Origin of the sequence: Methanoplanus sp. FWC-SCC4, assembly GCF_032878975.1 — an archaeon.
Taxonomy (GTDB): domain Archaea; phylum Halobacteriota; class Methanomicrobia; order Methanomicrobiales; family Methanomicrobiaceae; genus Methanochimaera; species Methanochimaera problematica.
The window spans coordinates 2,067,075-2,093,127 of sequence record NZ_CP043875.1; the positions used below are offsets into that span (position 1 = coordinate 2,067,075).

Annotated in this window: 29 protein-coding genes; 12 read left to right on the plus strand and 17 right to left on the minus strand. The window is 42.8% G+C overall.

All coding sequences use genetic code 11. From position 1 onward, the window contains the following. Positions 1-166 precede the first annotated feature (166 nt). Positions 167-1,054: a zinc metalloprotease HtpX gene (gene htpX, locus F1737_RS10475; RefSeq protein ID WP_317136523.1), complete on the minus strand. Its 888-nt coding sequence runs from the start codon at positions 1,052-1,054 to the stop codon at positions 167-169. 134 nt (positions 1,055-1,188) lie between these two features. Here htpX and F1737_RS10480 point away from each other — a divergent pair, with 134 nt between their 5' ends. Together F1737_RS10480 and F1737_RS10485 are read left to right on the plus strand one after the other, a co-directional pair. After that, positions 1,189-1,956: a sulfide-dependent adenosine diphosphate thiazole synthase gene (locus F1737_RS10480; protein ID WP_317136524.1), complete on the plus strand. Its 768-nt coding sequence runs from the start codon at positions 1,189-1,191 to the stop codon at positions 1,954-1,956. A 123-nt stretch (positions 1,957-2,079) separates the two neighbouring features. Continuing rightward, positions 2,080-2,733 carry a putative phosphothreonine lyase domain-containing protein gene (locus tag F1737_RS10485; RefSeq protein ID WP_317136525.1) on the plus strand — a complete coding sequence of 218 codons (654 nt, stop codon included), beginning with the start codon at positions 2,080-2,082 and terminating at the stop codon, positions 2,731-2,733. Positions 2,734-2,965: 232 nt separating this feature from the next. Here F1737_RS10485 and F1737_RS10490 read toward each other — a convergent pair whose 3' ends face one another. Both F1737_RS10490 and F1737_RS10495 read right to left on the minus strand, forming a co-directional pair. After that, positions 2,966-3,112: a 50S ribosomal protein L40e gene (locus F1737_RS10490; protein WP_317136526.1), complete on the minus strand. Its 147-nt coding sequence runs from the start codon at positions 3,110-3,112 to the stop codon at positions 2,966-2,968. A 201-nt stretch (positions 3,113-3,313) separates the two neighbouring features. Continuing rightward, positions 3,314-3,862, minus strand: coding sequence for an XTP/dITP diphosphatase (locus F1737_RS10495; protein ID WP_408669660.1), 549 nt, complete (start codon positions 3,860-3,862; stop codon positions 3,314-3,316). A 257-nt stretch (positions 3,863-4,119) separates the two neighbouring features. Between F1737_RS10495 and F1737_RS10500 the strand changes: the two genes are divergently transcribed. After that, complete coding sequence (locus tag F1737_RS10500) at positions 4,120-4,497, plus strand: VOC family protein (RefSeq protein WP_317136527.1); 378 nt, start codon at positions 4,120-4,122, stop codon at positions 4,495-4,497. Between the two features lie 3 nt (positions 4,498-4,500). Beyond that, a complete protein-coding gene (locus F1737_RS10505) occupies positions 4,501-5,103 on the plus strand; it encodes a hypothetical protein (protein WP_317136528.1) in 603 nt (200 codons plus the stop codon). A 24-nt stretch (positions 5,104-5,127) separates the two neighbouring features. Here the strand turns inward: F1737_RS10505 and F1737_RS10510 are convergent, their stop codons facing one another. Beyond that, entirely contained in the window at positions 5,128-5,736 is a 609-nt protein-coding gene (locus tag F1737_RS10510; RefSeq protein WP_317136529.1) for an archaellin/type IV pilin N-terminal domain-containing protein, read from the minus strand. Positions 5,737-5,962: 226 nt separating this feature from the next. Between F1737_RS10510 and F1737_RS10515 the strand changes: the two genes are divergently transcribed. Continuing rightward, positions 5,963-6,559, plus strand: a complete 597-nt coding sequence (locus tag F1737_RS10515; RefSeq protein WP_317136530.1) for a GNAT family N-acetyltransferase — start codon at positions 5,963-5,965, stop codon at positions 6,557-6,559. Between the two features lie 49 nt (positions 6,560-6,608). Here F1737_RS10515 and rnhC read toward each other — a convergent pair whose 3' ends face one another. The 9 genes from rnhC to F1737_RS10560 all read right to left on the minus strand — a co-directional run bounded on the left by rnhC (position 6,609) and on the right by F1737_RS10560 (position 12,747). Continuing rightward, on the minus strand, positions 6,609-7,664 hold the full coding sequence (gene rnhC / locus F1737_RS10520) for a ribonuclease HIII (RefSeq protein ID WP_317136531.1): 1,056 nt from the start codon (positions 7,662-7,664) through the stop codon (positions 6,609-6,611). Between the two features lie 28 nt (positions 7,665-7,692). After that, a complete protein-coding gene (locus F1737_RS10525; RefSeq protein WP_317136532.1) occupies positions 7,693-9,285 on the minus strand; it encodes a bifunctional N(6)-L-threonylcarbamoyladenine synthase/serine/threonine protein kinase in 1,593 nt (530 codons plus the stop codon). A 6-nt stretch (positions 9,286-9,291) separates the two neighbouring features. Next, positions 9,292-9,447, minus strand: a complete 156-nt coding sequence (locus F1737_RS10530) for a 30S ribosomal protein S27ae (RefSeq protein WP_317136533.1) — start codon at positions 9,445-9,447, stop codon at positions 9,292-9,294. A 5-nt stretch (positions 9,448-9,452) separates the two neighbouring features. Then, positions 9,453-9,770 (minus strand): 30S ribosomal protein S24e, encoded by a 318-nt coding sequence (locus F1737_RS10535; protein WP_317136534.1) that lies wholly within the window; start codon positions 9,768-9,770, stop codon positions 9,453-9,455. 79 nt (positions 9,771-9,849) lie between these two features. Then, the gene (locus tag F1737_RS10540) at positions 9,850-10,335 is read right to left on the minus strand and encodes a GTP-dependent dephospho-CoA kinase family protein (RefSeq protein ID WP_317136535.1); all 486 of its coding nucleotides are present in this window, start codon (positions 10,333-10,335) and stop codon (positions 9,850-9,852) included. A gap of 5 nt (positions 10,336-10,340) precedes the next feature. After that, positions 10,341-10,544, minus strand: coding sequence for a transcription elongation factor subunit Spt4 (spt4, locus tag F1737_RS10545; protein ID WP_317136536.1), 204 nt, complete (start codon positions 10,542-10,544; stop codon positions 10,341-10,343). After that, positions 10,528-11,100: a DNA-directed RNA polymerase gene (locus F1737_RS10550; RefSeq protein WP_317136537.1), complete on the minus strand. Its 573-nt coding sequence runs from the start codon at positions 11,098-11,100 to the stop codon at positions 10,528-10,530. The genes spt4 and F1737_RS10550 overlap by 17 nt, the downstream gene beginning before the upstream one ends. 34 nt (positions 11,101-11,134) lie before the next feature. Further along, on the minus strand, positions 11,135-11,548 hold the full coding sequence (locus F1737_RS10555) for a type II toxin-antitoxin system VapC family toxin (RefSeq protein ID WP_317136538.1): 414 nt from the start codon (positions 11,546-11,548) through the stop codon (positions 11,135-11,137). After that, positions 11,512-12,747: a translation initiation factor IF-2 subunit gamma gene (locus F1737_RS10560; RefSeq protein ID WP_317136539.1), complete on the minus strand. Its 1,236-nt coding sequence runs from the start codon at positions 12,745-12,747 to the stop codon at positions 11,512-11,514. Before F1737_RS10560 ends, F1737_RS10555 begins: the two co-directional genes overlap by 37 nt. A gap of 274 nt (positions 12,748-13,021) precedes the next feature. Between F1737_RS10560 and nikR the strand changes: the two genes are divergently transcribed. Beyond that, positions 13,022-13,462, plus strand: a complete 441-nt coding sequence (gene nikR / locus F1737_RS10565) for a nickel-responsive transcriptional regulator NikR (protein ID WP_317136540.1) — start codon at positions 13,022-13,024, stop codon at positions 13,460-13,462. A gap of 61 nt (positions 13,463-13,523) precedes the next feature. On the opposite strand, the gene F1737_RS10570 is transcribed toward nikR, so the two are convergent. After that, positions 13,524-13,811 (minus strand): DUF2098 domain-containing protein, encoded by a 288-nt coding sequence (locus F1737_RS10570; RefSeq protein WP_317136541.1) that lies wholly within the window; start codon positions 13,809-13,811, stop codon positions 13,524-13,526. Between the two features lie 82 nt (positions 13,812-13,893). Between F1737_RS10570 and F1737_RS10575 the strand changes: the two genes are divergently transcribed. After that, complete coding sequence (locus tag F1737_RS10575) at positions 13,894-15,075, plus strand: YcaO-related McrA-glycine thioamidation protein (protein ID WP_317136542.1); 1,182 nt, start codon at positions 13,894-13,896, stop codon at positions 15,073-15,075. Positions 15,076-15,296: 221 nt separating this feature from the next. Here the strand turns inward: F1737_RS10575 and F1737_RS10580 are convergent, their stop codons facing one another. Continuing rightward, entirely contained in the window at positions 15,297-17,882 is a 2,586-nt protein-coding gene (locus F1737_RS10580; protein WP_317136543.1) for an oligosaccharyl transferase, archaeosortase A system-associated, read from the minus strand. Between the two features lie 135 nt (positions 17,883-18,017). Here F1737_RS10580 and F1737_RS10585 point away from each other — a divergent pair, with 135 nt between their 5' ends. Genes F1737_RS10585 through F1737_RS10595 form a run of 3 tightly spaced genes read left to right on the plus strand, consistent with a single transcriptional unit; the run spans position 18,018 to position 20,752 of the window. Beyond that, positions 18,018-18,629 carry an acyltransferase gene (locus F1737_RS10585; RefSeq protein ID WP_317136544.1) on the plus strand — a complete coding sequence of 204 codons (612 nt, stop codon included), beginning with the start codon at positions 18,018-18,020 and terminating at the stop codon, positions 18,627-18,629. A gap of 7 nt (positions 18,630-18,636) precedes the next feature. Further along, complete coding sequence (locus F1737_RS10590; RefSeq protein ID WP_317136545.1) at positions 18,637-19,734, plus strand: DegT/DnrJ/EryC1/StrS family aminotransferase; 1,098 nt, start codon at positions 18,637-18,639, stop codon at positions 19,732-19,734. Between the two features lie 16 nt (positions 19,735-19,750). Next, a complete protein-coding gene (locus F1737_RS10595; RefSeq protein WP_317136546.1) occupies positions 19,751-20,752 on the plus strand; it encodes a Gfo/Idh/MocA family protein in 1,002 nt (333 codons plus the stop codon). 30 nt (positions 20,753-20,782) lie between these two features. Here F1737_RS10595 and F1737_RS10600 read toward each other — a convergent pair whose 3' ends face one another. After that, positions 20,783-21,928, minus strand: a complete 1,146-nt coding sequence (locus tag F1737_RS10600) for a glycosyltransferase family 4 protein (protein WP_317136547.1) — start codon at positions 21,926-21,928, stop codon at positions 20,783-20,785. A gap of 48 nt (positions 21,929-21,976) precedes the next feature. Further along, the gene (locus tag F1737_RS10605) at positions 21,977-23,221 is read right to left on the minus strand and encodes a TiaS agmantine-binding domain-containing protein (protein ID WP_456301633.1); all 1,245 of its coding nucleotides are present in this window, start codon (positions 23,219-23,221) and stop codon (positions 21,977-21,979) included. A 67-nt stretch (positions 23,222-23,288) separates the two neighbouring features. Here F1737_RS10605 and F1737_RS10610 point away from each other — a divergent pair, with 67 nt between their 5' ends. Both F1737_RS10610 and thsA read left to right on the plus strand, forming a co-directional pair. Then, on the plus strand, positions 23,289-24,227 hold the full coding sequence (locus F1737_RS10610; protein ID WP_317136549.1) for a transcriptional regulator: 939 nt from the start codon (positions 23,289-23,291) through the stop codon (positions 24,225-24,227). A 57-nt stretch (positions 24,228-24,284) separates the two neighbouring features. Further along, a complete protein-coding gene (gene thsA, locus F1737_RS10615; protein WP_317136550.1) occupies positions 24,285-25,943 on the plus strand; it encodes a thermosome subunit alpha in 1,659 nt (552 codons plus the stop codon). Positions 25,944-26,053: the final 110 nt, after the last annotated feature.

Below are 26,053 nucleotides of genomic sequence, written 5' to 3' on the forward strand. Positions count from 1 at the left end.
CAGTACCGGCGGGAATGGTGGCGCTAACAGATCATAATTTCAGGCTGCACAAACAATGCACAGAATTTATCCTGAATTAAAAACCTGGAAAAAAAGTGTTCATAAACCAAAAAAAATTCAGTTTCAATATCTGTCTAAAAATATTTTTAAAAGAATTCAGGGGGAATTAATACCCTCTGAGTTCTGCCTCAATCTTTTCAAGAGCAGCAACACGCCTGTCAAGTGAAGGGTGGGTTGCAAGAAGCTCTGTCAGGCTCTTTCCTGAGATTGCAGGGATGATAAAGAATGCATTTGCACCCTCAATCTCCTGTTTCTTCTTTGCAGGAACGTACTCCATCTTTCCGCTGATCTTATTCAGAGCTGAAATTAAGGCTCTCGGATTTCCTGTAATCATTGCGCTGCCACGGTCTGCCGCAAATTCACGGTAACGTGAAAGCAGAAGCATAAGAAGCGTTGCAACAATCCAGACAAAGATGGACACAACCCATATTGCAATCCATGCACCGTTGTTGTCACGGCTGTCAAAGAGATTCATAAAGAACGCATTCTGCATGACCATTGATGCAATCATTGCAATGAAACTTGCAACCGTCATGGTGAGAATATCACGGTTTTTAACATGTGAAAGCTCATGCGCAATTACAGCCTCAAGCTCCTCACGGTTGAGAGTCTTCATGATGGAATCTGTAACCGCCACAACAGCGTGGTTCGGGCTCCTGCCTGTTGCAAATGCATTTGGAACAGGTGAAGCCATGACTGCAATTCTTGGCTTTGGAAGATCCGCTTCCCTGCAAAGCTTCTCAATCATTGCATGAAGCTCAGGCTCTTCATCTTCAGCAACTATCCTTGCCCGTGTACTGGCCAGAACAAGTCTGTCAGAGAGGAAGTATTGTCCAAAGGCAAACAAAAATGCAAGACCTACCAGGAAATAAAAACGTCCGGGGAAGAAGTAATTTATTGCGCCTATAAAGAACAGGTAGACCGCAAGGATTAACATCCATGTGAGAAAGACCCGGCCTGTCAGCCCCCAGTCTCTCTTCCATTTACCTATCATAGTATTATTATATTTGGCATTCGGGGGTTAAATATGTCACACCACCGACAGAGTTTAAAATACCCGGCAGGGAAAAAAATCAATTCCATTATACCCTCTAAAGATAAACTATAAAGCCTCGGGTGACTGAAAAAATGGAACTTGATGAAGTTACAATAAGCAGAGCAATACTCTCAGAGCAAAGCAGAATAATGCTTGACTACTTCGACCTGGACTGTGCAATTGTAGGCGGAGGCCCCTCAGGGATCACCTGTGCAGCACTCCTCGCAGAAGAAGGAATTAAAGTCGCCCTCATTGAAAAAAAGCTGTCTATCGGCGGAGGAATGTGGGGCGGCGGAATGATGTTTCCGCGCATAGTAGTACAGGAGGAAGCAAGGCGGCTTCTTGACCACTTCGGAATAAAATATACGGAATACGAAAAGGGCTATTTTGTCGCATCATCTGTCGAAGCAGTGTCAAAAACACTCGCAGCTGCCTGCGATGCAGGTGTTGAGGTATTTAACCTGACAACTGTTGAAGATGTTGTGGTAAAGGAGGACAAAAGAGTAAGCGGTCTTGTCATAAACTGGTCACCGGTTGAAATGGCAGGTCTTCACATAGATCCCCTAACGCTCAGATCAAAGGTCACCATTGACGCAACAGGCCATGACTCAACTGTCGCACACATGGTCAGAGACAAAGGCGGAGACCTTGAGATCAAAGGAGAGGGCTTCATGTGGGCTGAAAAGGCCGAGTCAAACATCCTCAAACACACAAAAGAGGTGTTCCCCGGCCTCATTGTAACAGGAATGGCAGCAAACGCCGTTGCAGGTGAAAACAGAATGGGCCCGGTATTCGGCGGAATGCTCCTCTCGGGGGAAAAAGCAGCTCTTCTTGCCAAAGAGGCCCTTAATTTAAAATAAACCGACATTTTTTTGGTATTTTTCAAAGGAACTTTGCCAATTGTATTTCAATAAAAGCCCTTACCCTTCTTCCAGAATAAATCAAAATATATTAGAAGTGGCTTTCAGAAAACATAATGTTACATGGAAGGAGATACCGCACCTGAAGAAATCGGAGATGTCGCATACGGAATCTTTGAGATTATTCTTAACAAGGGGCTTAAAAGCCGCGGAGATTATCTTTTTGAGCGCGTGGAAAGGGAGGATGATTTCAGGCAGGATTTTGAGGAAATATTTTCTGATTTTACAACAGACTACGAAATTCTCGCCAATGCACTTCTTGAAAAATTCACAGACACCAATACAATATACAATAAAATATGCGAAGGGGAGGGCGTTTTCCCATCAAAGACAACGCAGATGTACTGGATTGTTCAGGACGCACCCGATTTTGAGGCAAATCCCGATGACGAAAACAGAGGCGGGAAGTGGCTGATATTCCTTGAGAGGGATGTGGCTGACCTGATGTGGAGAAAGATAAGGGATGCAACGGTAAAGGGCCGCCTCGGGATATCAGCAAAAACCAGTACAGCAAAGGAAAACCCCGATTCCCGTGATGACCGCATCGTAATCTACGTCCATACAAAAGACTGGGAAGACGCAGATGACGTCATGAATATAAGAGAGGTCTTAAGAGAACTCGGCGTGGAACAACGCATCGGATACAAGAGAAATATTGAAACATACCACGGTGACTACTCTGAAGGTGGAAAAAAGGTAACATATTACAGCGCATAAGAGTGCCGGACATCCATTATTTTTTATAAGAATGAAAAACCCGTCCGTTTGAACATGTGAAACCGGATATCCGGCCACTGCCCAAACAAAATTGAGAATTTATGATACAATTCTGCAATAAGAACTGTTTTTTAACAATAAACTGGCACTAAAGGCAGAATACACCTTTAATTCCCATTTTAAGAAAAAAGTATAGATACCTGTGTAACCCGGGTAAACACAGGGAAAAAGATTATCCTTTTCTCTCCTTTGATTTTGGTCTTAAACCATCATATCCACATTTGCGACACTTTGTTGCACGAGGTGCGTTTCTTGCATTACATTTCATGCAGATTTTTACGTCAAGGAGCCTTGCCTCGGCCTCTGGAAATCTTGCCATTTTTGTATCCCCTATATGTTTAGTTGTTCAGTTCTATATACAACGATGTCTGGCATATTAACAGTTTGGATATACCGCAGCATACTGCTTTGTCACATATGCCAAAGGTAACGGCATCAAAATTATTCTGACGGAAAACAGCCGGAAATATTTCGCTGAACCAATTTCAGAACAGTTCTGATTTTTACAAAAACCACTCGCTCACTGCTTCTTTAAATACCATTCACCAAATGCTTCCAGAGCCCTGCCCCTGTGAGAGACCGCAGATTTATCCTTTAGGGGAATTTCAGCGAATGTTTTCCCGGATACCTCAAAGATTGGGTCATATCCAAAACCCTCACTGCCACGCGGGCCTGTGGTAATACTGCCTTCCACCCTGCCCCTGAATATTAAAACACCGTCTTCATCCGCATAAGCGATTGCTGTTTCAAAATAAGCACAACGGTTTTCCTGATTTTCCATAAGACGAAGAATGCCTTCCATCCCGATTGTGTCAAGAACGAATGCGGCGTACGCACCTGGAAATCCGTTGAGAGAACTTATGTAAAATCCTGTATCGTCAACAATTAAAGGCTCTTTTACAGCATCATACGCAGCCTTAGCCTTCACGCGTGCAATATTCCCAACATCATTATCCTTTATTTCAGGCAGATCAAGCTTTACATGGCCAACCCTGACCTTTCCGTTGAAAAATTCTTCAACTTCTTTTGCCTTGTCGGGATTTCCTGTCACTACCTTTAGATTCATCATCTCTTTTAATTGGCACTGGGTTCAAAAAATGATTTACTATGGAAATCACTTTTTGATCCACTTAAAAATGTTTCCGGCCGGGCCGTATTTCAAAACCCCTTATCCGGAACAATGACACCAAAAATACAAAATTCAAAATATCGTTCTTTTGAATTTGCGATACTATTTTATTCTATTATTCCGACTATCCGCCTGAAAATCCGGACATTAAACTGTCTGATAAATTAATTTCAGCATGGTAAAATAGGGGGATAATAATGCCAAAAGTAATACATTTTGAATTTCCGGCGGAAAACCCGGAAAGGGCCGCCGCATTTTATGATCACGTATTCAAATGGAAGGCTCAAAAATACGGAGACATGGAATACTGGCTTTTGACAACCGGAAATGAGGATGAGGAGGGTATAGACGGTGCCATTGCACCCAAAAAGGACATGATCACGGATTCTGTAATAAACACCGTCAGTGTCCTCTCTCTGGACGATTCCATAAAAAAAGTCAGAGAAGCGGGGGGAGAATTAATGACAGAAAAAATGGAAATCCCGGGAATAGGCCACCATATTTACTGTCGTGACACTGAAGGCAATGTTTTCGGGATACTTGAGAGCATAAAAGACCCAAAAGGCGGACTTTGAGATATGTTTCCAAACGAACTTGCATTTTTGAGAGAAATGAACACAATGTCTGAGGTTTCCAAAAAAGGTGTTTTTAATATCAATAAAAAAATAATCCGGTTTGAAAAGGAAATCAAAAACAATACCGAGCGTGAAGGGGAGGTATGCGGAATTTTTTCAGAAAAAGGAGAACTCCTCTGCTGGTTTGCGGGTTTTTCCGCACTTATGATAACAAACAAAGAATGTCCTGAAACTAAAGGCACCATACTGACGCACAACCACGTATCAGATTCATCCTTCTCAAAATATGATTTGAAAACGGCATCCGAACTTAAATTAAAAGAGATCAGGGTGGCGGGATTCACCGCAGTTTATTCAATGAAACCTTCATTAAAATCAGGAACCGGAGAATGGCCTGCACCTGATGTCATTGTCAGGAGATATGAAGAGATAAGCAGAGACAGGCATATCAGATCCAAAATTAACGAGCTGATGGCAGTCCTGGAGTCATCAGCCAGCAAAAAAGAAGGAAATATTGAGATATTAAAGGTGAAGTCCGATCTTATCTGTGAAAAGCTTGCAAAAGATCTGGGACTTTTGTATTCAAAAGGGAGGTGGGTTGGTTAAACTGCCATTCCACAAAAATGACGTTTAGTTGAGCACATTTATTGTATTAATTTTTGGCGGCGCCTTTCTGTCAATTACAAGCGGTGTGCCCTCGGGCGGAGCCAGACTTAATTTAAATCTCTCATTGGGATGAATTTTGTCTCCAACTTCCATTAACAGACATATCTGCTCACAGCTTTCAAGCAGAAGATCATCAGACCCCTCCATTATGCTATAAACAGTCCACTCCCCGCTTTTTACCGGCATCCTCTGCCCTGTTGCCGAACTGTTGAACTCAAGATCCATTATTTCATGGGAGTTTGAAAAAGTGACAGTCGTCTTTTTGATGTCAACCGGAGTATTTCCGGCGGAAAGGCCCACAACAGCAATAACCGAGTCCATCATCCCTGATGAACTGTCATCATCAATACTGAACCTGCTGTCTGATCCGTAGACATCACCAAGAAGAATTATCGCCGAGGAAGCCTGACCGACTGATGAATAAACGACTTCCTGACTTTTCTGTGTTGTAAAAAAACCGGCACCAAGTAGTACATAAGAGAACACTGCTGCAACAACAACAAATGCAATGAGAACGATGGCTGCTTCAAGACCGGTGAAACCTTCAATATTTTTTGTAATACCCTGTTTCATTTATGTTCTCCTGTCTTTTCTATCAGTGTTTTATTAAGGACATCAGATATATGCAGGTTTTGAAATATATTAAAATATTAATTAAAATATTTTTGAATTAAAAACACATGAGAAGGTGTTAAGACCCGGATAAATTAAAAAAATATTCAGCATTCAAAAACGCAATTTTCCGGCAGGGAAGTATTTTAAAAATACAATTCTGTACTTATTGATGTGAGTTTAGGTGATGGCGATAAAATATATCGGGGACAAGCTTCAGTTTTCATATATAAAAGAAGAAGACCTGCCTTCAGTATGCCGGATGCTTGAAAAAGAAAATGTATGCAAATGGCTCTTTTTTGGACCCAATACACATGAAACAACCAGAGAATATTTCACTCCCCTCATTGAATCAGTGAAAAAAAGCCTTGATGCAAAAGAAATTCCAAAAAACCCGGTCTTTACAATAAAAACAAAAGAAGAAGGACATTTTGTGGGTCAGTGTGCACTCCTTCAGATCGATTATTCTCCGGGGGCATTTCTTCTGGGATATCAGATAGATGACATATGCTGGCACAGGAGTTATGGAACCGAAGCCTGCGAATTTCTGGTATATTATGCATTTTTTATCGCAGAAGGATACAGAATTAACGGTGACTGCGTAAGTGAGAATACAGGCTCATGGAAAGTCATGCAAAAATGCGGATTCAAAAAGGAGGGATGCCAGCGAAATTACTGGCACTATAACGATAATTATTATGACCGTGCCCTCTACGGACTTTTAAAAGAGGATTTGAATGAGGATATGATTTCATACTACAAAGAAAAATTTTCAGGAGTTTAATCAAAACCACCTGATCCTAACAGGGAAACATTCACTTTGAATTATTATTTTAAAGCTGATTCAGGATCTTTTCTGTCGTTTTAAAATGAACTTTTCCTGATTTTTTCAGTTCATCCTTCCCTTTAAGAGATACAAGCTGTTTTCCGGCCTTAATTACACCGGGGCCGGCACCCTTTGGAATATTGATATTATAAAGGGCCGAAAGCTGATCGATTTTTTTAATGAACCTCTCACGTGCAAGAACGGATGCAGCCGCCACCGCAATATTCTGTTCCGCTTTGCAGACCTGTATCAGCTCTATTTTTCTTCCCTTCTCCTGAAGCTTTGAGAGAATATATCTCTCGTTACCAAACTTATCCGAGATGACTCTTTTTGAATCTTTTTTTCCGAGAATCTCCTCAATCGCCTTTGCATGGCCCCATGCAAGAAGATGATTCAGGTTTTTCCCTTCTTTTCGGAACTGATCATACAGCCTGTTGTAGGTCTGGGGAGATATTTCAATTACTGAATATCCGTCCCTGCAGATTTCCCTGATCTCCGGTGCAATTTTTCGGATTTTGTAGTCATCCAGGAGTTTGCTGTCAGTGACTCCGAGCGAGAATAATTTTTTGGCAGTTACTTCATCTACAAATACTCCCGCAATAACAAGAGGGCCGAAATAATCCCCCTTGCCCGATTCATCTGTCCCGATTATGGGGTATCCGTAATCAGGAAATCCGCCGTTATTCCTCCCGGCTTTATCTTTTTGACAACTAAATCCCGGCGACTTTTTATCATTTCCGGCAATTTTTATATCAAGAGCACCTGCTATGGTATCCTTAAAACTTTTATCGCGAAATTGCGAAAAGTCATAATTTATCATGCCGTTCTTTTTGACATATACCCTCAGCAGCCCGTTTTTGCCGTCATGGGATATTCTGAACTGAAATCCGTAGGGTATCTCACGATAATCTGATATCCTGTATCCCTTATCTTCAAGAACACACTTTGCTGTTTCAAATACTTTATCCGGTTCTGTTATTTTCCCTGAAATTAGACACCAACTCCATATCCGAAACTCTGCCTTTGATATCATCAGATATGCAAAGAGAAAAACCTGATACAAGAATATGTTTCAGATTAAAAAAATTATTTTAATGAAGATAACGGCCTCTTGCCCTGATCTCCTCAACTCTTTCCAGAACCTGATCAGCACATTCAAAAGTATTCCTGTACCCTTCACAGAAAGAATCCCTCAGTTTCCCGTGATCAGGTGCAGTACTCTCAAGTGTCTGGAAAAAGACGTGAACATCAACTCCCCTTGATTCAATCTCTGATGAAATATACGAAAGTCCGAAATCAATCAGGACACACTGGCCGCTGCCTTCCCTGACAATTATGTTTGAAGTTGTCAGATCTCCGTGAATTATACCACCACAGTGAAGTCTTCCAACCATTTCTCCGGCAGCGAGAACATTCCCGCAAGTCAGCTCAAGCTTGAGCATATTCCCGGATATATTCTCCATAACGAGAGAATCAGCCGTCACATCACGAACAATCGGAGTCGGGACACCACATCTTCTTGCCATGGAAATAAGTCTCGCCTCTGCACGTGTCCTTTCCGCAATCAGCCTTTTGTCAAGAGAAGGGTTTCTGTAACGTTTTGACAGACGTTTCTTTACGACATTATCCCCGAGGGTTGTGACAACCGCCTCAGCACCCCTTGCCTGACCGTTCTCAATAAGATTCGCACGTGCATAGGGAAGATCCCCCGTATCATTCCTCCAGAAAACCTCGACATCATCGGAACGGTAACCGGGATTCACCGCGGAATCAAAAACAGGTATGGTCTGACCCGCCTCAAGCATGATTTTGCCGGTAAGTGCAATCATTGCACCATTATCGCCGATGTATTTTTTCTCAGGCACGTAAAACGTGGCTCCGCGTTCATCACACATCTCCCCAAGCATCTCGCGAAGACGTGAATTTGCACCCACACCTCCTACAAGCAAAACCTCATCCTTACCGGAATGTGCAAGAGCCCTTTCGGTAACCTCAACACACATTGCAAAGGCAGTCTCCTGAAATCCTGCGCATACATCTTCAAGCGGTGCTTTGCAGTCCTTCGCAGCCGACATGATCCCTGAAAAAGCAAGATCCATACCCTTAACGGTATACGGAAGCTCGACAGGATCTCCCTCTGATGCCAGCTTTTCAATAAGCGGACCTCCCGGATGCGGCATACCCTTTGACCTTGCAAACTTGTCAAGACAGTTGCCAAGCCCGATATCCAGAGTCTCTCCGAAAATCCTGTACCTTGACTTCAGGAATCCGAGAACCTGCGTATTTGCACCGCTTGCATAAAGCACAACAGGATCATCACAGCCGCACTGCCACCTGCCAATCTCGACATGGGCAACACAGTGATTCACACCGATAAGCGGGACATCGAGTGCCAGTGCAAGCGACCTTGCGGCAGTCCCGACAGTTCTAAGACAGGGTCCAAGTCCCGGACCTCTTGAAAAAGCAATACCTTTTATTTTATGTATGTCCTGACCAAGAAGCGCCTTTTCGATTACCTCCTTCATAGCGGAGGCGTGGTGCTGCGAAGCCTCGCGGGGGTGAATACCTCCGGACGGCGGGCTATAGGGTCTGGAAAAGAGAGAAATCACGTCCTCTCCGAAAAGAGCGGCACTGAGGTTCCACGCTGTCCCCTCAATCCCTAATATCTGCCCAGATTCAGGCATTATCACTTATTTTGTAAATTCTGTATATCCGCACTTTCCACATGCAACGCGATCCTTGTGTTCAGCCATGAAAACACCAGGTCCGCAGCGTGGGCAGTGTCTGCGCTGTGCAACAGCATTGTCGCCCTCAACCTTGTAATACTCGTGACGTTTTACTGCCATATTACTCAGGCCTCCTCATTGGATTCTTCACCCTCAGGCTTTTCTTCCTCAAAGGTACTGCGCTCAACAACGTACTCAAGCTCTGTTGCCTTCAGTGCACTGACATCCCCATAGATGCGTGCCCTGCCAACAATCTCCTGCTTCCCAAATTCTCCTACGAGTGAATCCACAACACAAAGTTTTGGATCGACATTGCGGAGTGCACAAAGTTTTCCGATTATCTCCCTTCTTGAAGGTGTTGCGCCTTCATAAGTAAGGATGAAATCAAGCTCTGTGCGGTCAAGAAGCTTATTTTCCTCATCTCTTGTAAATTCGAAGTCCATCGATATCCCTCAAATATTGTCTACAAATTTATTTAAAACCAACAGCCACGTAAAAATAATACGCGCCCTGTCTTTAAGATCAAATCTCCTCAAAAAGACTGAATAATTCCTTTGCCCGCCTTTTTGCATCAGAATCCACAATCCTGACAACAACACCCTCACAGGGCTGCCCGTACAAAATCGCACATCCGTCTTCTAAAAGGTTAACCAGCGGAATTACTGCCAGATCCTCTTCACCCTCGACATGAATCAGCGCAGGAGGATCCAAAACGGCATTCTCGAGCGCAGAAATCAGTTCATCAGTGATACATCCTGCAGGGTTTTTCACTTCAATTCTTTTAACAGGCAAAAGAGGAGTACACCGGCACGGCTCACGCATGGTATTACCGTCAATCACCGAGAGATTAGGCACAATTCCCTTTCTCCGGATATTTCGTGTAACCACATCCCCTACTGCATAGAGGGGGGCATCACCGGCATACTCAAGTGCGGAGGTTATATCAGGAAAAAGTTCACCAAAAGGCTCCCTGAACTTTTTCCGGTGCTTTTCCGGCAAAAACCACATAACGTCTAACGAACCTTAAGGGCGTATCTGCCGGGCATATCAATATTCATTTTTTTTGCAATCCGGGAATTTTTAGGATCGACAATGTAAAGATAACCGGCCCAGTCCTCACTTAAATTGGTGCTTCCGCATGTGACACATGCCTCACCGTCAACCACATGGTGGCAGTTGCGGCAGACCATGAGCTGTTTTTTACTCCGCGGCGCCATCCGCTACACCACCCTCTGATTCTTCGAGAATCCAGTTCTCAGTACCAAGACCTGCCTGACGCATGGTAAGACCTACCTTGCTCTCACGTGGATCACGCTCTGAAAGACTTAAAGAAACAACACGTGCACGGACACCGTCACCTACACCTATCGTCCTCTTGGTCTCCTGACAGATCAGCTTGCCATTCTTTTCATCGTAATTGATGTAATCGTCAGAGATCTGACTTACATGGAGCATTGCATCGATAGGACCCAGAGAAACAAATGCACCAAAGCTGGTGGTTTCAACTACCTCGCCCTCAATTATCTCCTGCATTGCAAGACGAAGAACCACGGCATCAAAGTCAACACGATAGTAAACCGCACCGTCACTTGGTATGATATCTCCCTCGCCAATCTCATGGATCTCTGTTACGGCTATGAATATACCAATATCCTTGTCAATACTGCCTTCAAGCTGTTTTTGAAGTTCATCAAGAACAACTACTTCCAAATCTTCCCCAAGGCGGTTTGGAGGAACCCGAACCTTATCCTCAAGCTTCATTTTATAATACATTTTCAAATCACCCTGTATTTTGCCGGATTATATCTCAACCCCTGATTATTTCCAGAGTCTTTTGGTTTCTTAAAACTATTACATCAATATGTAATTTGAGAAGCTTATTCCTAAGCCCCCGGTCGTTTGTCATAACCATACAACCGTTCTCTTCAGCGTACCTGACAATCATGTCATCAACAGGAATTCCTGATACAGGACTATTTTCAATCCTGCATCTCCGGGAGAGAGAATGCCCAACGCGCGCAGCACTTGCACATCTTCCTTTGCCGGTCGAAAGACCTTTTAGTTCGGACACAACTTCGGTCAGGGTTAAAGGCTCAAATGCACCGACCAAAAGCTCGATTTCGGAGAAGATATCTACTCCGAATTCGGCAGGGGTCATAAGTGCATTTGCATCCAGAAGGACACTTACTCTGTTAGTGTTCCCATTCCGATCAGACGCCAACGGCCACCAACCTGCCGGCTGATTGCAATACGGGAACCTACGGCAACACAGACCGGTCTTTTGAGCACAACATCAACAACGTCCTTTTTGGTGTTTACAACAACACCAACAGTGACCGCTGTTCCGACAGAGAGCATAAGAGGCTCCTTGTGTCTCAAAGGATCAATTGTGAACTCATCATCAGAACCAACAACCCTTTCCATCAAAGAAACCTTAAAAGAAAGTTTCTCCCAGACAGGCGGCAGCTTTCCGACATGGCCTGCAACCTGGCCTGAAAGCGCATCACTCTTTGTGAGCGCGGGATCAAGTTTTGTTCCAACGCCAAGAAGACCGCCCGGTGTTGCCTGTGCAACCTTCTTATTGCCGGCATTTATTGTTGTTATTTTGGTAACAATAGGCTCCCAGTGAATCTGGTTTTCAGCTTCATATTTTCTGCCGGGCCTGATTTCTATCTCATCGCCCTCATTAAAGGCACCCTGGGTAAGGGAACCTCCTATAACTCCGCCGTTTACATCACGCCAGTTGCATCCCGGCTTGTTGATGTCAAAGGAACGGGCAATAAGCATAAGCGGCTCTTCATCCGGATCGCGTTTTGGTGCAGGTATATATTCATCAAGTGTCTGAAGAAGCGCTCCGATATTTATCCCCTGCTGTGCAGAAACAGGAACAACAGGAGCATTTTCAGCAATGGTCCCTTTGACGAACTGCTTTATCTGTTTGTAGTGAGCAAGCGCCTGTTCCTGTGAAACAACATCGATTTTATTCTGCACGATCACTATATTTTCAATTCCCACAAGCTCAAGAGCCATAAGGTGTTCTTTTGTCTGCGGCTGCGGGCATTTTTCATTTGCCGCAATAACAAGCATTGCCCCGTCCATAAGGGCCGAACCGGAAAGCATTGTTGCCATTAAAGTCTCGTGGCCGGGTGCATCAACAAAAGATATTGTCCTGTACGGCTCTGCCTCACCGCCACAAACCGGGCACTTCTCACTTGTGGAGAGAGCCTCCGGGCCTTCACATTTAGGGCATTTGTATATTGTCGCATCCGCATAACCCAGGCGAATCGAAATGCCGCGTTTTATTTCTTCACTATGCCTGTCAGCCCACTGTCCGGTAATCCCGGAAACAAGAGTGGTTTTCCCATGGTCCACATGACCGACAAGTCCAATATTTACATCAGGGATGTTTACATCGCTCACTACTGTTCAAACCTCCTTATAAGTATAGGTCAGCACTACTTATACCTACTCTGTGGGTACAAAATACCTTCTGTCCCTCAAAAATAGAACCACTTCCACCAGCGGGTCATACAAAAACAGTATCCGGATTTTCAATATCGAATAAAATAGCAACAGTTAAAACGCACATCCACAATCAATGCATATCAAGTAATAAATTATTATAATATTTGACACAAACAGTAAAACTGTATATCTGTATCAAAAAATTACTGATGCATTTACAGGTGATAATATGACACATGAATCAGACCTTTCAAGAATAGGAATTTCACTTCCAAAAAACCTGCTGGACAGATTTGATGATATCCTCAGTTATCGCGGTTATTCTTCACGATCTGAGGGCATCAGGGATGCCATCCGCAGTTACATCACCTACTACCAGTGGATGTCTGATGTACAGGGAGAAAGGCAGGGTGTCATCACAATGGTATATGATCATGAACAACGCGGACTTTTGCAGGTGTTAACAGAAATCCAGCATGACCATATTAACATTATACAGTCCTCACTCCACTCACATGTCAGCCACGACAAATGCCTGGAAATCATACTTGTAAGAGGGGATGCAGGAGAGATCAAGAAGATTGCGGAGCGCCTGATGGCACAAAAAGGCGTTGAATCGGTAAAACTTACGACAATTCCAATTGAAGATGAGCTTAAACACTCACACTAAATAAATTACTCAGACATACATTTTTAAAAAAAGAAAAACAGTGACAGTTAACAGGGAGAAATTACCCTGCTCCGACACCGGTCACATCATCAAATGCTTCTTCAATCTCTTTTGAATCCATCGTCTTTTGGTATCTTAAAAGCTCAATATCTCCCTCTTTCTCTTTCATCTCATGTACTTCCTTAACAGAATCAACAGGAATTAAAAGATCCACCCTGTAACGAAGATTTGTGGTATCAACTCTGGCAAAAAGCTTTCCGGAAATTGAGTCTATCCCGACAACTTTTCCGGATGTACCTGTTCTTGGATACCTTACAAGACTTCCTACCCTTATATCCTCGCCGGCCATTACATCTAGTTTTGTGTCCGGCTAAAATATAAACATTGGGAGTCTAAAATTTTCTACAATGAGTAATATCCGGATAAACAGAGTGAAAAAAGAATATTTTTCAGGTACACACCGTGTGAAAGACCCGATAGACACACTTAACCTGATTAAAACCCTCATGCCGGAGATTGGCGTCACAGAGGTCTCTGACATAACACATCTTGACCGCCTTAATATCCCTGTTTATTCTGCCACACGCCCGCGGGCTGCAAGAGGCTCTGTGAGAATCAATGCGGGAAAAGGCACTATTCCGGCACATGCCGAAGTTTCTGCAATGATGGAGGCAATAGAGCGATTTTCATCCGAATACCGTGGAGAAGTGATGGATCTTGCGAGTTATGAGCAGATAGGTCTCACAAAAGCCGTGGACCCGGCCGATCTAATCCTGCCACGCGAACTTGAAATAGGCGAACAGCTCCACTGGCTTCCTTCAAGGGACATCCTGAATGATGAGGATATATACATACCTGCAAACGCGGTTTTTCACCCATATGATCCGCTTGGAATGGCACAGCAGCTTTTCAGAAGTGACACAAACGGTCTTGCAGCAGGAAATGTGATCGAAGAGGCAATACTACACGGTATCTTTGAGGTTATTGAACGCGACGCATTAAGCGATGCGGAGAACAGGAGATCCCTTGGAAGAAAAATCATTGTCGAAAGCGGACCTGTAAAAGAACTCATCGATATATTTGAGAAAAACGGAATAAATGTTCATCTCTGGTATCTTAACGGAAGAACAGGCGTTCCGACTATCGCCGCCGGTGCAGACGATACCAAAACAAAAGATCCCTTTATGCTGGTCACAGGTTCGGGAACACACCTGAATCCGGAAATTGCCGCACTAAGGGCACTTACAGAGGTCGCACAAAGCCGTGCAAGTACAATCAAAGGAGGAAAGGAAGACCCTTCAAGACGCCGGATTGCAGATAAAGCAGGATATGAAAGGCTGAAAAGAATAAACAGAATGTGGTTTAAGGATGATGCCAAACCGGTTTCCCTAACCTCAATAGCGGATAAAAGCACGGATTACATAGATGACGACATCAGGGTTACTCTAAAAGAGCTTGAAAATCACTGTGACAGAGTATGTGTATGCGATCTTTCCAAAACACAAGTCCCTGTTGTAAGAGTGGTTATTCCGGGATTTGAAGTTTCATATGTGGATCATACCAGGAAAAGAACAAAACTTCAGTCAGGTGCACACTTTAACACACTGAACTGATTTTCTGATTATTCTCCAGATATTTTTTCGGCAGATATATAGGATATATAGCTGATTCAGAAAAATAAGATATATTACTCATATTTTCTCTGTTTTTTGCAGATATCTCTAATCAAAATGAATATTTCAGTAATTTTTTTCGTTTTGAAATTATATGAAACACCAAAAAATGGTTAACACAAAAATGGTTTTATGAACTTCCTAAAAAAAGAGTATATCTTTTAGTTAACCAAAAGACCGTCCATCACGGCGTCTTCACTGACTGAAAAGGTCTTACCGGTTTCAGTTATTCTGTAATCACCGGATACTTTGGTACCATAGTTGTCTTTGGTTGTTGAGTATGGAACAATAAATTCCCCGTCCACACTTCTCTGTTTGTAGGTGAATTCTCTTCCCTGATCACTCACAAGCTTAAGTTCAATAGTGCCTTCTCCTTTAATACGGGCACCTTTAACGTACTCAAAGACCTTAACAAACTTCAGCTCTCCATTGGAGATCGTATTTGTGGGTGACTCGTGGATAAGGCGGTAGTGCTCAAGGGCAGGCACATAATCAGGCGGAGTCAGCAGATTTTCTCCAAGGACCGCCGCACGTGTACCGGGCAATCCGGCGGAGTTAATCTGTGCCGCTTTGGAAAATGCCTCTTTTGAAGGCAGAATCTCATATTTTGTCAGTAATGGACCATTAACGCCATAGGCGCTGCCGTCTGTATATTCAACATACAGTGAACTGTTTCCTTCTGCCATTGAACCGTCCAGATTGTGAAGTCTGGCAATCATTGTATTATAATAATCAGGCATATTGAGCTTCAGCTGGCCAATTGTTCCATCCTGTGTCCTTACTGCAAAATATGCCTCATATGGAGAATTCATGACAGTTGAATTGTACCAGGTCGACATTGCCCAGAACTTTGAATCAGCCATCATGCCGTCTGTTATGACATAGCGTGTATTGAGGTTGTCAAGTATTTTGTCTGATTCTGACTCATCCATCTGGATAAAGTAGGCGGCAGCACCGTTTGGACCCGCAACACCCTCCTGGAAAGGATTTGAATTCGGGGCACGTTTTGCAACGAAAGTTATCCAGTGACCATAATCCCACCATGTCATTACTCCGTATGAATCGGAGGGATTTTGGTATGTCTTCCGGTCATAGACTTCGTAGTAATCAATTCCCGGCTCAGGAGTATTTTCACCAAGCCACACAAGAGACTCTTCCCAGTCGGGAATCATGCCGCTGTTCTTCAACCCGTTTGCAAGACCAATGTCAGCCTGTACAGAGGTAAACAGGAACATCAGCGCAAGGACTACTCCCAGAACTGCGGGAGCAAGATATACCGGATCAACACTTGATTTTTTGGGAGATACAGGCTTTTTTGTATCCTTCTTCCCGCCCTTACGAACGGTTTTTTCACCTGAACCTGTTTCCGGACTCTCTGTGACTACAGGTTTTGCATTGCCGCCAGATAATTTGGAGAACTCCTTTGCACCAAAGTCCAGGGTCCATCCGACAAAAAGACCTGAAAGAAGTGCAATGTTTGCGGCAAGGTAGTATTCATACCTGAGCTGAACAGTCGTTGAATACAGTATCATCAATGACCAGACAAATGCAAAAAGATATGTCTGCTTTGACTCTTTGACAAATTTGTATAATACTGCCACAAATCCGAGAGCCATGAGTATAAGACCGTAATTAAACGCAAGCCACGCCTGATCAAAGTTCCAGTGCCTTGCCTCTTCAATTGTCGTAAGTGTTGCAGTATACCCAAAGAAAGATCCAAGGCTTGAGATAAAGAATGAATAAAACTCAGGCATTGCAACCATTATGAACAAAAAGCCGGCAACTGCCAGACCTGCCAGTGAGGCAATATAATGTGAAAGCGGTCTTTTCACAAAGAATACGGAGAAAGCATACAAAACGAGGGTTGCTACAATCAACGCCAGATAAGCGAAGATATGCCCCATTGAATACCTCGCCATGCTCATACCGTCATGCTGGATTCCAAGCGCCAGAAAACCGATTATTGCTATTGCAAATGTCACGACATTTACCAAAAGGAGATAGTCGCTTCTTTTGCCTTTCACCCTGTCCCATATAAACTGAAGACCTGTGTAGATCGCGACAATCAGTGCGAACAGAATCATTGTCGGCATTACAAACAGGCCCAAAAGATAGGTAATTCCTGCAAATACCGCAATAAGACACGGAACTTTCAGCGTATCCGCGGATTTTAGATCTACTTCGTGCTCGCGTGTATATGCGAGATAAAAAAGATATACCAGACAAAACAGGGTGCTGAAGAGAACTTCTGCAATGTGGTGATCAACAAAGCCAAACATTGAACGGTATATATACTGACCTGCCACAAAGACCATGAATAAAGAGGCCAGAATACCGCCTTTCCAGTCTGATATTTTAGATCCTACCATATACATCAGGGGAACCATCGCAGCACCCATCAGTGCAGGCATGTATGATGCAACATACATTACGTCAGTGCGTGTCGATGCACCTGCCAGAATGCACATAATTGCACCAATCATCGGGTAGAGAGGACCCCAGAAGTTGTGCGTTCCTGTCGGATAGTGGGTCATCGGGTCAAACCAGGGATATTCAAGCGGGTTTGCAACCATCACCTCAATCTGCCGGAGGTTATACCAGGGATCGTTTCCGAGAAGGTTTACACCCACATCGGTTACAAGCCCCTCAGCCGGAATCAGACGAATCCAGAGGGCAATTATTGTAAATAGGAGTACAAGAAGCCCTACAATATAGTTCTTAGAGCAATTTAATGATTTAATATCCATAGACTCTCCTTTTAGAATTATTTCGTGCTATGACTATTATATTATTGTGCAAAGATAAATCGGAACAAAGAATAAACATGTAATAATCACAAAAATTAATGCTATTGATAATTAAGAAATTCAGGAAATATCATAATGAAAGATTATATTCTTGGAAAAAACCATAAACTTGGAAAATATCTTTCTCTTGGAGAATTCCCCGAAGAATGTCCCGAAAAACTGGATATAGGGGACAATGCTACAATCAGATCACATTCGGTGATATATAGAGGCACCAAAATTGGTGATAATTTCCAGACAGGGCACGGGGTTTTAATCAGAGAAGGAAACACCATAGGGAATAATGTCAGCATCGGGACCCATAGTATTCTGGAATGCGAAAATACCATAGGAAACAATGTAAGAATACATTCTAACTGTTTTATCCCCGAATTTGTAATCATTGAAGACAGGGCATGGATAGGCCCCTCGGTTACAGTATTAAATACACTTCACCCCCCCTGCCCGAAATTTTCAGAATGTGCAAAGGGTGTTGTTATTGGAGAAGGAGCAAAAATCGGTGGCGGCGTCACCATTGGACCTAAAGTAAAAATTGGTGAAAATTCTATTGTCGGATTTGGTTCTGTCGTAGTATCAGATGTTCCTGAAAACAGTGTTGTTGTAGGCAATCCTGCAAAAGTAATCAAGTCAAAGAATGAACTAAAATGTGTAATGCAATTTTTTGAAAGGCCTTATATCTGGGAGTGAATTAAACATGCAAAAAATCAATATGGCTGAAATGTACCACGACAAAGAGATTACTGATTCGGTACTATCAGTCATTTCTAGTGGGAAATATATAAAAGGAGAGAATAATAAAAAATTTGAGGCAGAATTTTCGGATTTCTGTAATACAAAACACTCTGTTGTTGTTAACTCAGGAACAAACGCACTAATTCTTGCGCTAAAATCTCTGGGCATTAAAAAGGGTGATGAGGTAATTATTCCTTCCCACACCTTTATAGCAACAGCAAATGCGGTTCTTTTTTGTGGTGCAAAACCTGTTTTTGCAGATATAAACAAAGAAAACTACACAATCAATGCAGAAGAGATCAAAAGTAAAATAACCAAAAAAACAAAAGCTTTAATTCCGGTTCATATTTACGGACATCCATGTGACATGGATGAAATTTCCGAACTGGCAAAAGAGAAAGATATCAATATTGTTGAGGATGCCTGTCAGGCACATGGAGCTGAATATAAAGGAAAAACTGCGGGTTCGCTTGGAGATATTGCTGCATTCAGCTTCTTCCCATCCAAAAATATGACTGTTGCAGGAGATGGGGGCGCCATTACAACTAATAATGATGAAATAGCCGAAAAAGCAGCTGCAATAAGAGACCAGGGAAGAAAAGAAGGCGAAAAATATTATCATGATTACCCCGGCCTGAATCTCAGACTAAGCGAGATACATGCTGCAATCGGCAGAGTCCAGTTAAAACATCTGAATGAATGGAATAAAATACGGAGAAATAACGCAGGATATTATACCGCCTATTTTGAAGGAAATCCACATATAGTTACTCCAAATGAAGAAAAATGGGCAAGGGCAGTTTATCACCAGTATGTAATAAGAGCAGAGAAAAGAGAACAACTTCAGGATTATTTATCCAAAAACGGAATCTCTTCAGGAATCCATTACCCATTACCTGTTCACCTGCAGCCTGCAATGAAAGGTTTTACGGATCCTGTGAATCTAAAAGTTACTGAAGAGATTGCAAAGAGCATATTATCAATTCCTGTTCATCCATTCTTAAAAGAAGAGGAACTTGAATACATCTCAGAAAAGATTACCGAATTCTACAGAAAATAATTTATGGGTGACGTAAATGGTTGGAATAGGCCTGATAGGTACAGGATACTGGGGAAAGAATCACGCAAGAAACTGGAAAAGAATGCTGGATGATGGAATAATTGACAAACTTGTTTTCTGCGACATTGATGAAAAAAGGGTAAAAGAACTTGCAGGAGATGAAATTCCATATACAACAAATTATAAGGATCTTCTTAATGACGATGAAATCTCCGGTATTGACATAGTAACACCATCAAATACTCATTTTCCTCTTGGAAAAGAGGCATTAATTGCAGGAAAAGATGTTTTTGTGGAAAAACCCCTTACAATGAGTACAAAAGAAGCTGAAGAGCTTGTCAGTACCGCAGAAAACTGTAAAAAAATATTGATGGTTGGTCATATCTTCAGATATCATCCGGGGATACTGGAAGTCAAAAAAATGATTGAAAAAGGGGATTTTGGAAGGATGCATTACATGTATACAACACGTATGGCATATTCAACCCCACGACGCGACATGGGCGTAATGTATGCTCTTGGCGTTCATGAACTTGACCTGTACTGTTATCTGCTGGGTGTTCAGTATCCAAATCTTGCAAAAATGACAAAAGGTTCGTTCCTGCAGCCAAATATTGAGGAGTTTGCAAGCATTTTAATGGAATTCGACAACAATATATCAGGTTATGCAACAGAAAGCTGGATGTCTCCTTTTGATAAAAAAATGAGAACTCTGACAATTGTCGGGAGTCGAAAATCCGTAAAAGTTGATTACATGAAACACAATGAAATTTATGTCTTCGATGGGATTATGGAATCCAGACAGGACGGAAACCAGAGAATTCCCTTTGTATCCGAAGGTGAGATCAGAACTATCTCAATTCCTGAAAAAGAACCATTAAGAGAAGAATTATGTGATTTTGTTAACTCCATAAATACAAGAAAACAACCTCTTGCAGACATGTACTCCGGAATGAGAGCTGTTGAAATGGTTGAAAAATGCCTAAGAGATGGCTTTTTCAGACCTGATGAAAATTAAGAAATTTATCCCCCCTATAATTTTTAATATTCATTTTTTATTATTTACAAGATCAAAAAGGATTGCCTCCATATCCTCAGAACGTCTTTTCCAACTGTAAGGTTCAACATCTGGCGTGTATTCCTTTGGATTATCCATAATATATTTTATTTTTTCAACAAATTCTTCATTATTCTCATAAACAAAAGTATTGTCCCAGCCAATCTCTATTATTCCCGGGGAGGGTTTTATTAATACAGGCTTATTACAGGCTGAATACTCAAAAAATTTGTTTGACATGGATATGCCATACCACTCAGGAGAAGAAAGAGGAATTGTGCACACATCCATTACAGAAATATATTTTGGAAGTTCCTTATGTTCCACCAGACCCGTAAATATGACCCTGTCTGAAAGCATAAGATCTTCAGCGAGTTTTTTTAATTCATCAAGATAATCAGTAAAAAGAGAACCTCCAACAATTAGAAGTCTGGTTTTCGGATTATAACCAATCAGTTTGGGCAGGGTTTTGATCACTTCATCAAGCTCAAATCTTCGTTCAATGCTTCCAAGAAAACCAATTACAAAATCATCATCGGAAATACCACAAATATCCCTGCCAATCTTTTTATCCATTGGTTTAAAATAATCAGTTGCAACACCATTCGGAATGACTGTACTTTCATATCCAAGTTCTGAAATCATGTCCTGAAGCGCAGGAGAAACCGTTGTAATTTTATCACTTTTTTTCAGATTATATCCGGTAATATACAGAACAACATTATAAATCAACGAGGAAAGTATCCTGTTTTTATAATATATTGCAGCGGAATCTGGGAACCAGTCTTTTAGATCAAATAATATCGGGACATTATGTTTTTTAGCAGCTCTGATAACCGCAGTCCCCGCAAGAACATTCCCTGCAACGACAACATCAATTTTTTCCTCTTCAATGATCCTTTTCATCACTTTGAAATGATGTGGGGCATTCAGGGTATAATGAAAAACCGGATTCTTTGTGAAAAATTTTGTTGCCTCATGCACGATAAGATTCGTTTTTCTTTCATCTCCTTCACTTACATGAAAATGTGGCACATGAATCTCATGTTTCTCTGCAAGATACTCAAAGATATAATGATGCCGGGATGGAACAGGATGGTGTATATAATCCTGGGTTGAGACAAGAAGTATTTTCATTGAATTTCTCTCCTGAAATGTTAATATTTCATAATATTTATACAAATTTCAATCAGTAATTATATTCATGCCCCTCACAAGGGGCTTTGACAAGTGCCTTCTTGCAACCGGCGGCACTTCGTACCATCCGGGTTTGAGAGTTCTCTTTAGAACCTCTTTTTCTGGCTCTGCCTCCCTTGCTCCGCAGATCCTGCACTTATAGCCCTTATTAAGACCCGCACTGGTCATCCTCCTTTTGCAACTGCCACATAATGGGGGTTTTATCAAAAAGTCCTCAGCAAGAGAATCAATACAGATTTTTTCAAGGTTTATGCTTTCCCCCTTGTAGCTTCCGCAGACAAGAATTCTGTCACCCGGGCGAAGTTCTCTTACAATATCACGGAAATTCTTGGTCGGCTCATAAGCCATGCACCTGACGGTAAAACCGCCATCCTCTAATTCAAAGGAAACGTGCCCTCCCGTTCCGGTGACCGGTGCCGAACTGACTGTTCCTGAAAGTCTGTAAGAACGCCCTTCTTTGATTTCAGCTATAGATGCATCGATCAGGTGTGCATCAGTACCCTGATTGGTCTGATAAATCATTTTCCGAACAGGAATTTCACCGGCAATATATGATCCGCCTTTTAAAACCCACTCAGGCGAGTCGCCCCTGATTCCGTAAAGAACAGGATCTGGAGTGTGGGGAACGCACACAACAACACGGTTTTTGGTATCAACAGAATCCCAGGTATGAGGTGTTGTCATCTCTTCAGAGAGAAAAACGCTGCTTTTATCAACGCAGCGGATTCCTTTTTGACGATGATCCCTGTATGCCAGAAGCTCAAAGGTAAAATCGGGAAGAACAGCAGATACAGCCGCAGCAGCTCCGATAAGACCTCTTTTTATCTTCCAGCCCCTGTAAAGCGAGCCTGATTTTTCCAGAAGTTCTTCAGCCTCTTCAATGGTACAGAAATCCCTGAGTGCCTTAAAATAAAAATCCTCAGAAACAGGTCCGTCTGAGACTACAACTCCCGGATTGGTGTTTTCACAGTCAAACTCCGCAAGTTCCTCAACAAGGCCGCATGCTATATCAAATGCTTTTTTCCGGTCACCCGTGCACTCTATGCAGACGGCCGCATTGCCCCTTGTCTTGTGCTTTGCATTTGGATTTAAACGGATTAAAAACCGTCCGGATATGGAAAAGCCCTCACTCTCAAGTCTGTCACACAAGACGGCACCAAGATATGTGGTACACATTCCGTTTGGAGAATCGGTATCGTCAATTCCGATTCTGAATATTGATACTATCTGAATTCAACTCCTGATGCTAATACAGTACTAATTATATAGTTACATTCTCTAAAGAAAGGTAACAAAAAAGATGTCGCAAGAGAGACTTCTCCAGACTGTTGTAAGCGTGCTGATAATGGCAGGTTACAATGTATCAGAGCGTTGCGGGATGCGTCCGCGCAGTTTTGACCTTATAGCTGGAAAGCGGGATAACCTTCTGGTGATAAAAGTAGTTTCCCATATAGACAGCGTAGGCGAGGATAGTGCACACGATCTTTGTATTATTGCAAAACACCTCAGTGCAAAACCCCTTTTAGTCGGAGAAAAATCAAGGGACTCCGAACTTGAGAGAGGAGCTGTTTATTTAAGATACGGAATTATTGCAACGAGTGCCACAACACTCTACGATTTCTTTGTAGAGGACGTTCCCCCGCTTGTATATGCCCAGCCGGGCGGTCTGTACGTAAATATCAACGGAACAAAACTACGGGAGATGCGTGAGCGGCACAGTTTGTCCCTTGGGGATCTGGCAAACTCACTTGGTGTTTCCAGAAGAACAATATCAAAGTATGAAAGCGGCATGGGTACAACCCTCGACATTGCAATAAAACTCGAAGAACTCTTTGATACTGCAATTGTCGAGGCAATTGATCTCCTTTCACACGGCCCTTCACCAGGGTTTGATCTTAAACACGAAGAACAGAAAGAGGATAAAAGTGCCAAATCATCATCCGTCCCACAGGATTTTGAAAGGCTTGGAATGGAGACACACCCCATGCAGCGTGCGCCTTTTGAAGCACTTGCCATATATGAAAAAACAACAATTCTTGCCGGCTACGGTACTGCACAAAAAACGCTCAGACGTGCAGCGCTGATAGGGAATATATCGGACATTACAAATTCAAGAGCCGTATGTGTCATTACCGATTATAATAAAAGAAAAAAAGTGGGAAAGACACTTATCATCGGCGAAGAAGAACTTTCAACCCTGAATCTTGGTTCTGATCTCATTGATCTGATCGACGAGTGATAATATATATATAGAACTACTAACCACCTTTTTAAGAAATTAAAGGAGATAATAATCATGGCAGCAAATCTTGGCGGTCAGCCAATTTTCATTCTTAAAGAAGGCAGCCAGCGCACACGCGGTCGCGATGCGCAGAGCGGCAATATTGCAGCAGCAAAGGCAGTTGCAGGCGCAGTTCGTACAACACTCGGTCCAAAAGGTATGGACAAGATGCTTGTTGACACCATCGGTGATGTCGTAATCACAAACGACGGCGTTACAATCCTCAAAGAGATGGATATCGAGCACCCTGCAGCAAAGATGATGGTCGAGGTTGCAAAGACACAGGACGATGAGGTCGGAGACGGAACAACATCAGCTGTAGTCATTGCAGGTGAACTTTTAAAGCGCTCAGAAGAGCTTCTTGACCAGGATGTTCACCCCACAGTAATTGCACACGGTTACAGACTTGCAGCAGACAAGGCACAGGAACTCATCAAAGAGCTTGCAATCGACGTCAAGGCAGACGATGTTGAAATGCTCAAGAAGATTGCAGACACAGCAATGACAGGAAAAGGTGCAGAGGCAGCAAAGGAAAAACTCAACGAACTTGTCGTAAAGGCAATCACAATGATTGCAGATGAGGACGGAACAGTCGACACAGACTTTGTTAAAGTTGAAAAGAAAGTCGGCGGTTCAATCGAGGACTCAGAAATTGTCGAGGGTGTTGTAATCGACAAAGAGCGTGTACACCCCGCAATGCCAAAGAAGGTAGAAAACGCAAAGATTCTCCTCTTAAATGCACCTGTTGAATTCAAGAAGACAGAAGTGGATGCAGAGATCTCAATCACATCACCGGACCAGCTTCAGATGTTCCTTGATGAAGAAGAAAAGATGATCAAATCAATGGTCAGCAAGATTGTTGATTCAGGTGCAAATGTTCTCGTATGCCAGAAAGGTATCGATGACATCGCACAGCACTACCTCGCAAAAGCAGGAGTTCTTGCAGTCCGCCGTGTAAAGAAGTCAGACCTGACAAAACTTTCACGTGCAACAGGCGCATCAGTCATCTCCTCAATCGATGCAATTGACGCAAATGAATTCGGTTCAGCAGGCCTTGTCGAAGAGAAGAAGGTCGGCGGCGAAGAGATGATCTTTGTCACAGAATGCAACAACCCGAAAGCATGCACACTCATCGTACGCGGTGGAACAGAACACGTTGTAGATGAACTTGACCGTGCACTTGAAGACGCACTCCGCGTTGTATCAGTCGCAGTCGAAGACAAGAAGTTTGTTGCAGGCGGAGGATCACCGGAAGTTGAGCTTTCACTCAGACTCCGTGAATTTGCAGCAACCCAGGAAGGACGTGCACAGCTTGCAATTGAATCATTCGCAGGCGCTCTTGAGATCATCCCAAGAACACTCGCAGAAAATGCAGGTCTTGACCCAATCGACATGCTTGTCGAACTCCGCTCAGAACACGAGAACGGCAAGAAGACAGCAGGTCTTAACGTATTTGAGGCAAAGGCAGTTGATATGCTTGCAGCAGGCGTAGTTGAGCCAATGCGTGTCAAGACACAGGCAATTGCATCAGCAGCAGAAGCCGCAATCATGATCCTCAGAATCGATGACGTAATCGCTGCATCCAAGATGGGCGGCGGCGACATGCCTTCACCTGAAGAAATGGCAGGTATGGGCGGCATGGGTGGCATGGGCGGAATGCCACCAATGATGTAATACCAAAATTAAATCAAATTTTTATATCTTTTTTAGCCGGTTTAACTTATTTTTAAAAAATTATACAGAATGTTTTTTGATTGTTTCCGGATGCGTCAGTTTTTTTAAGA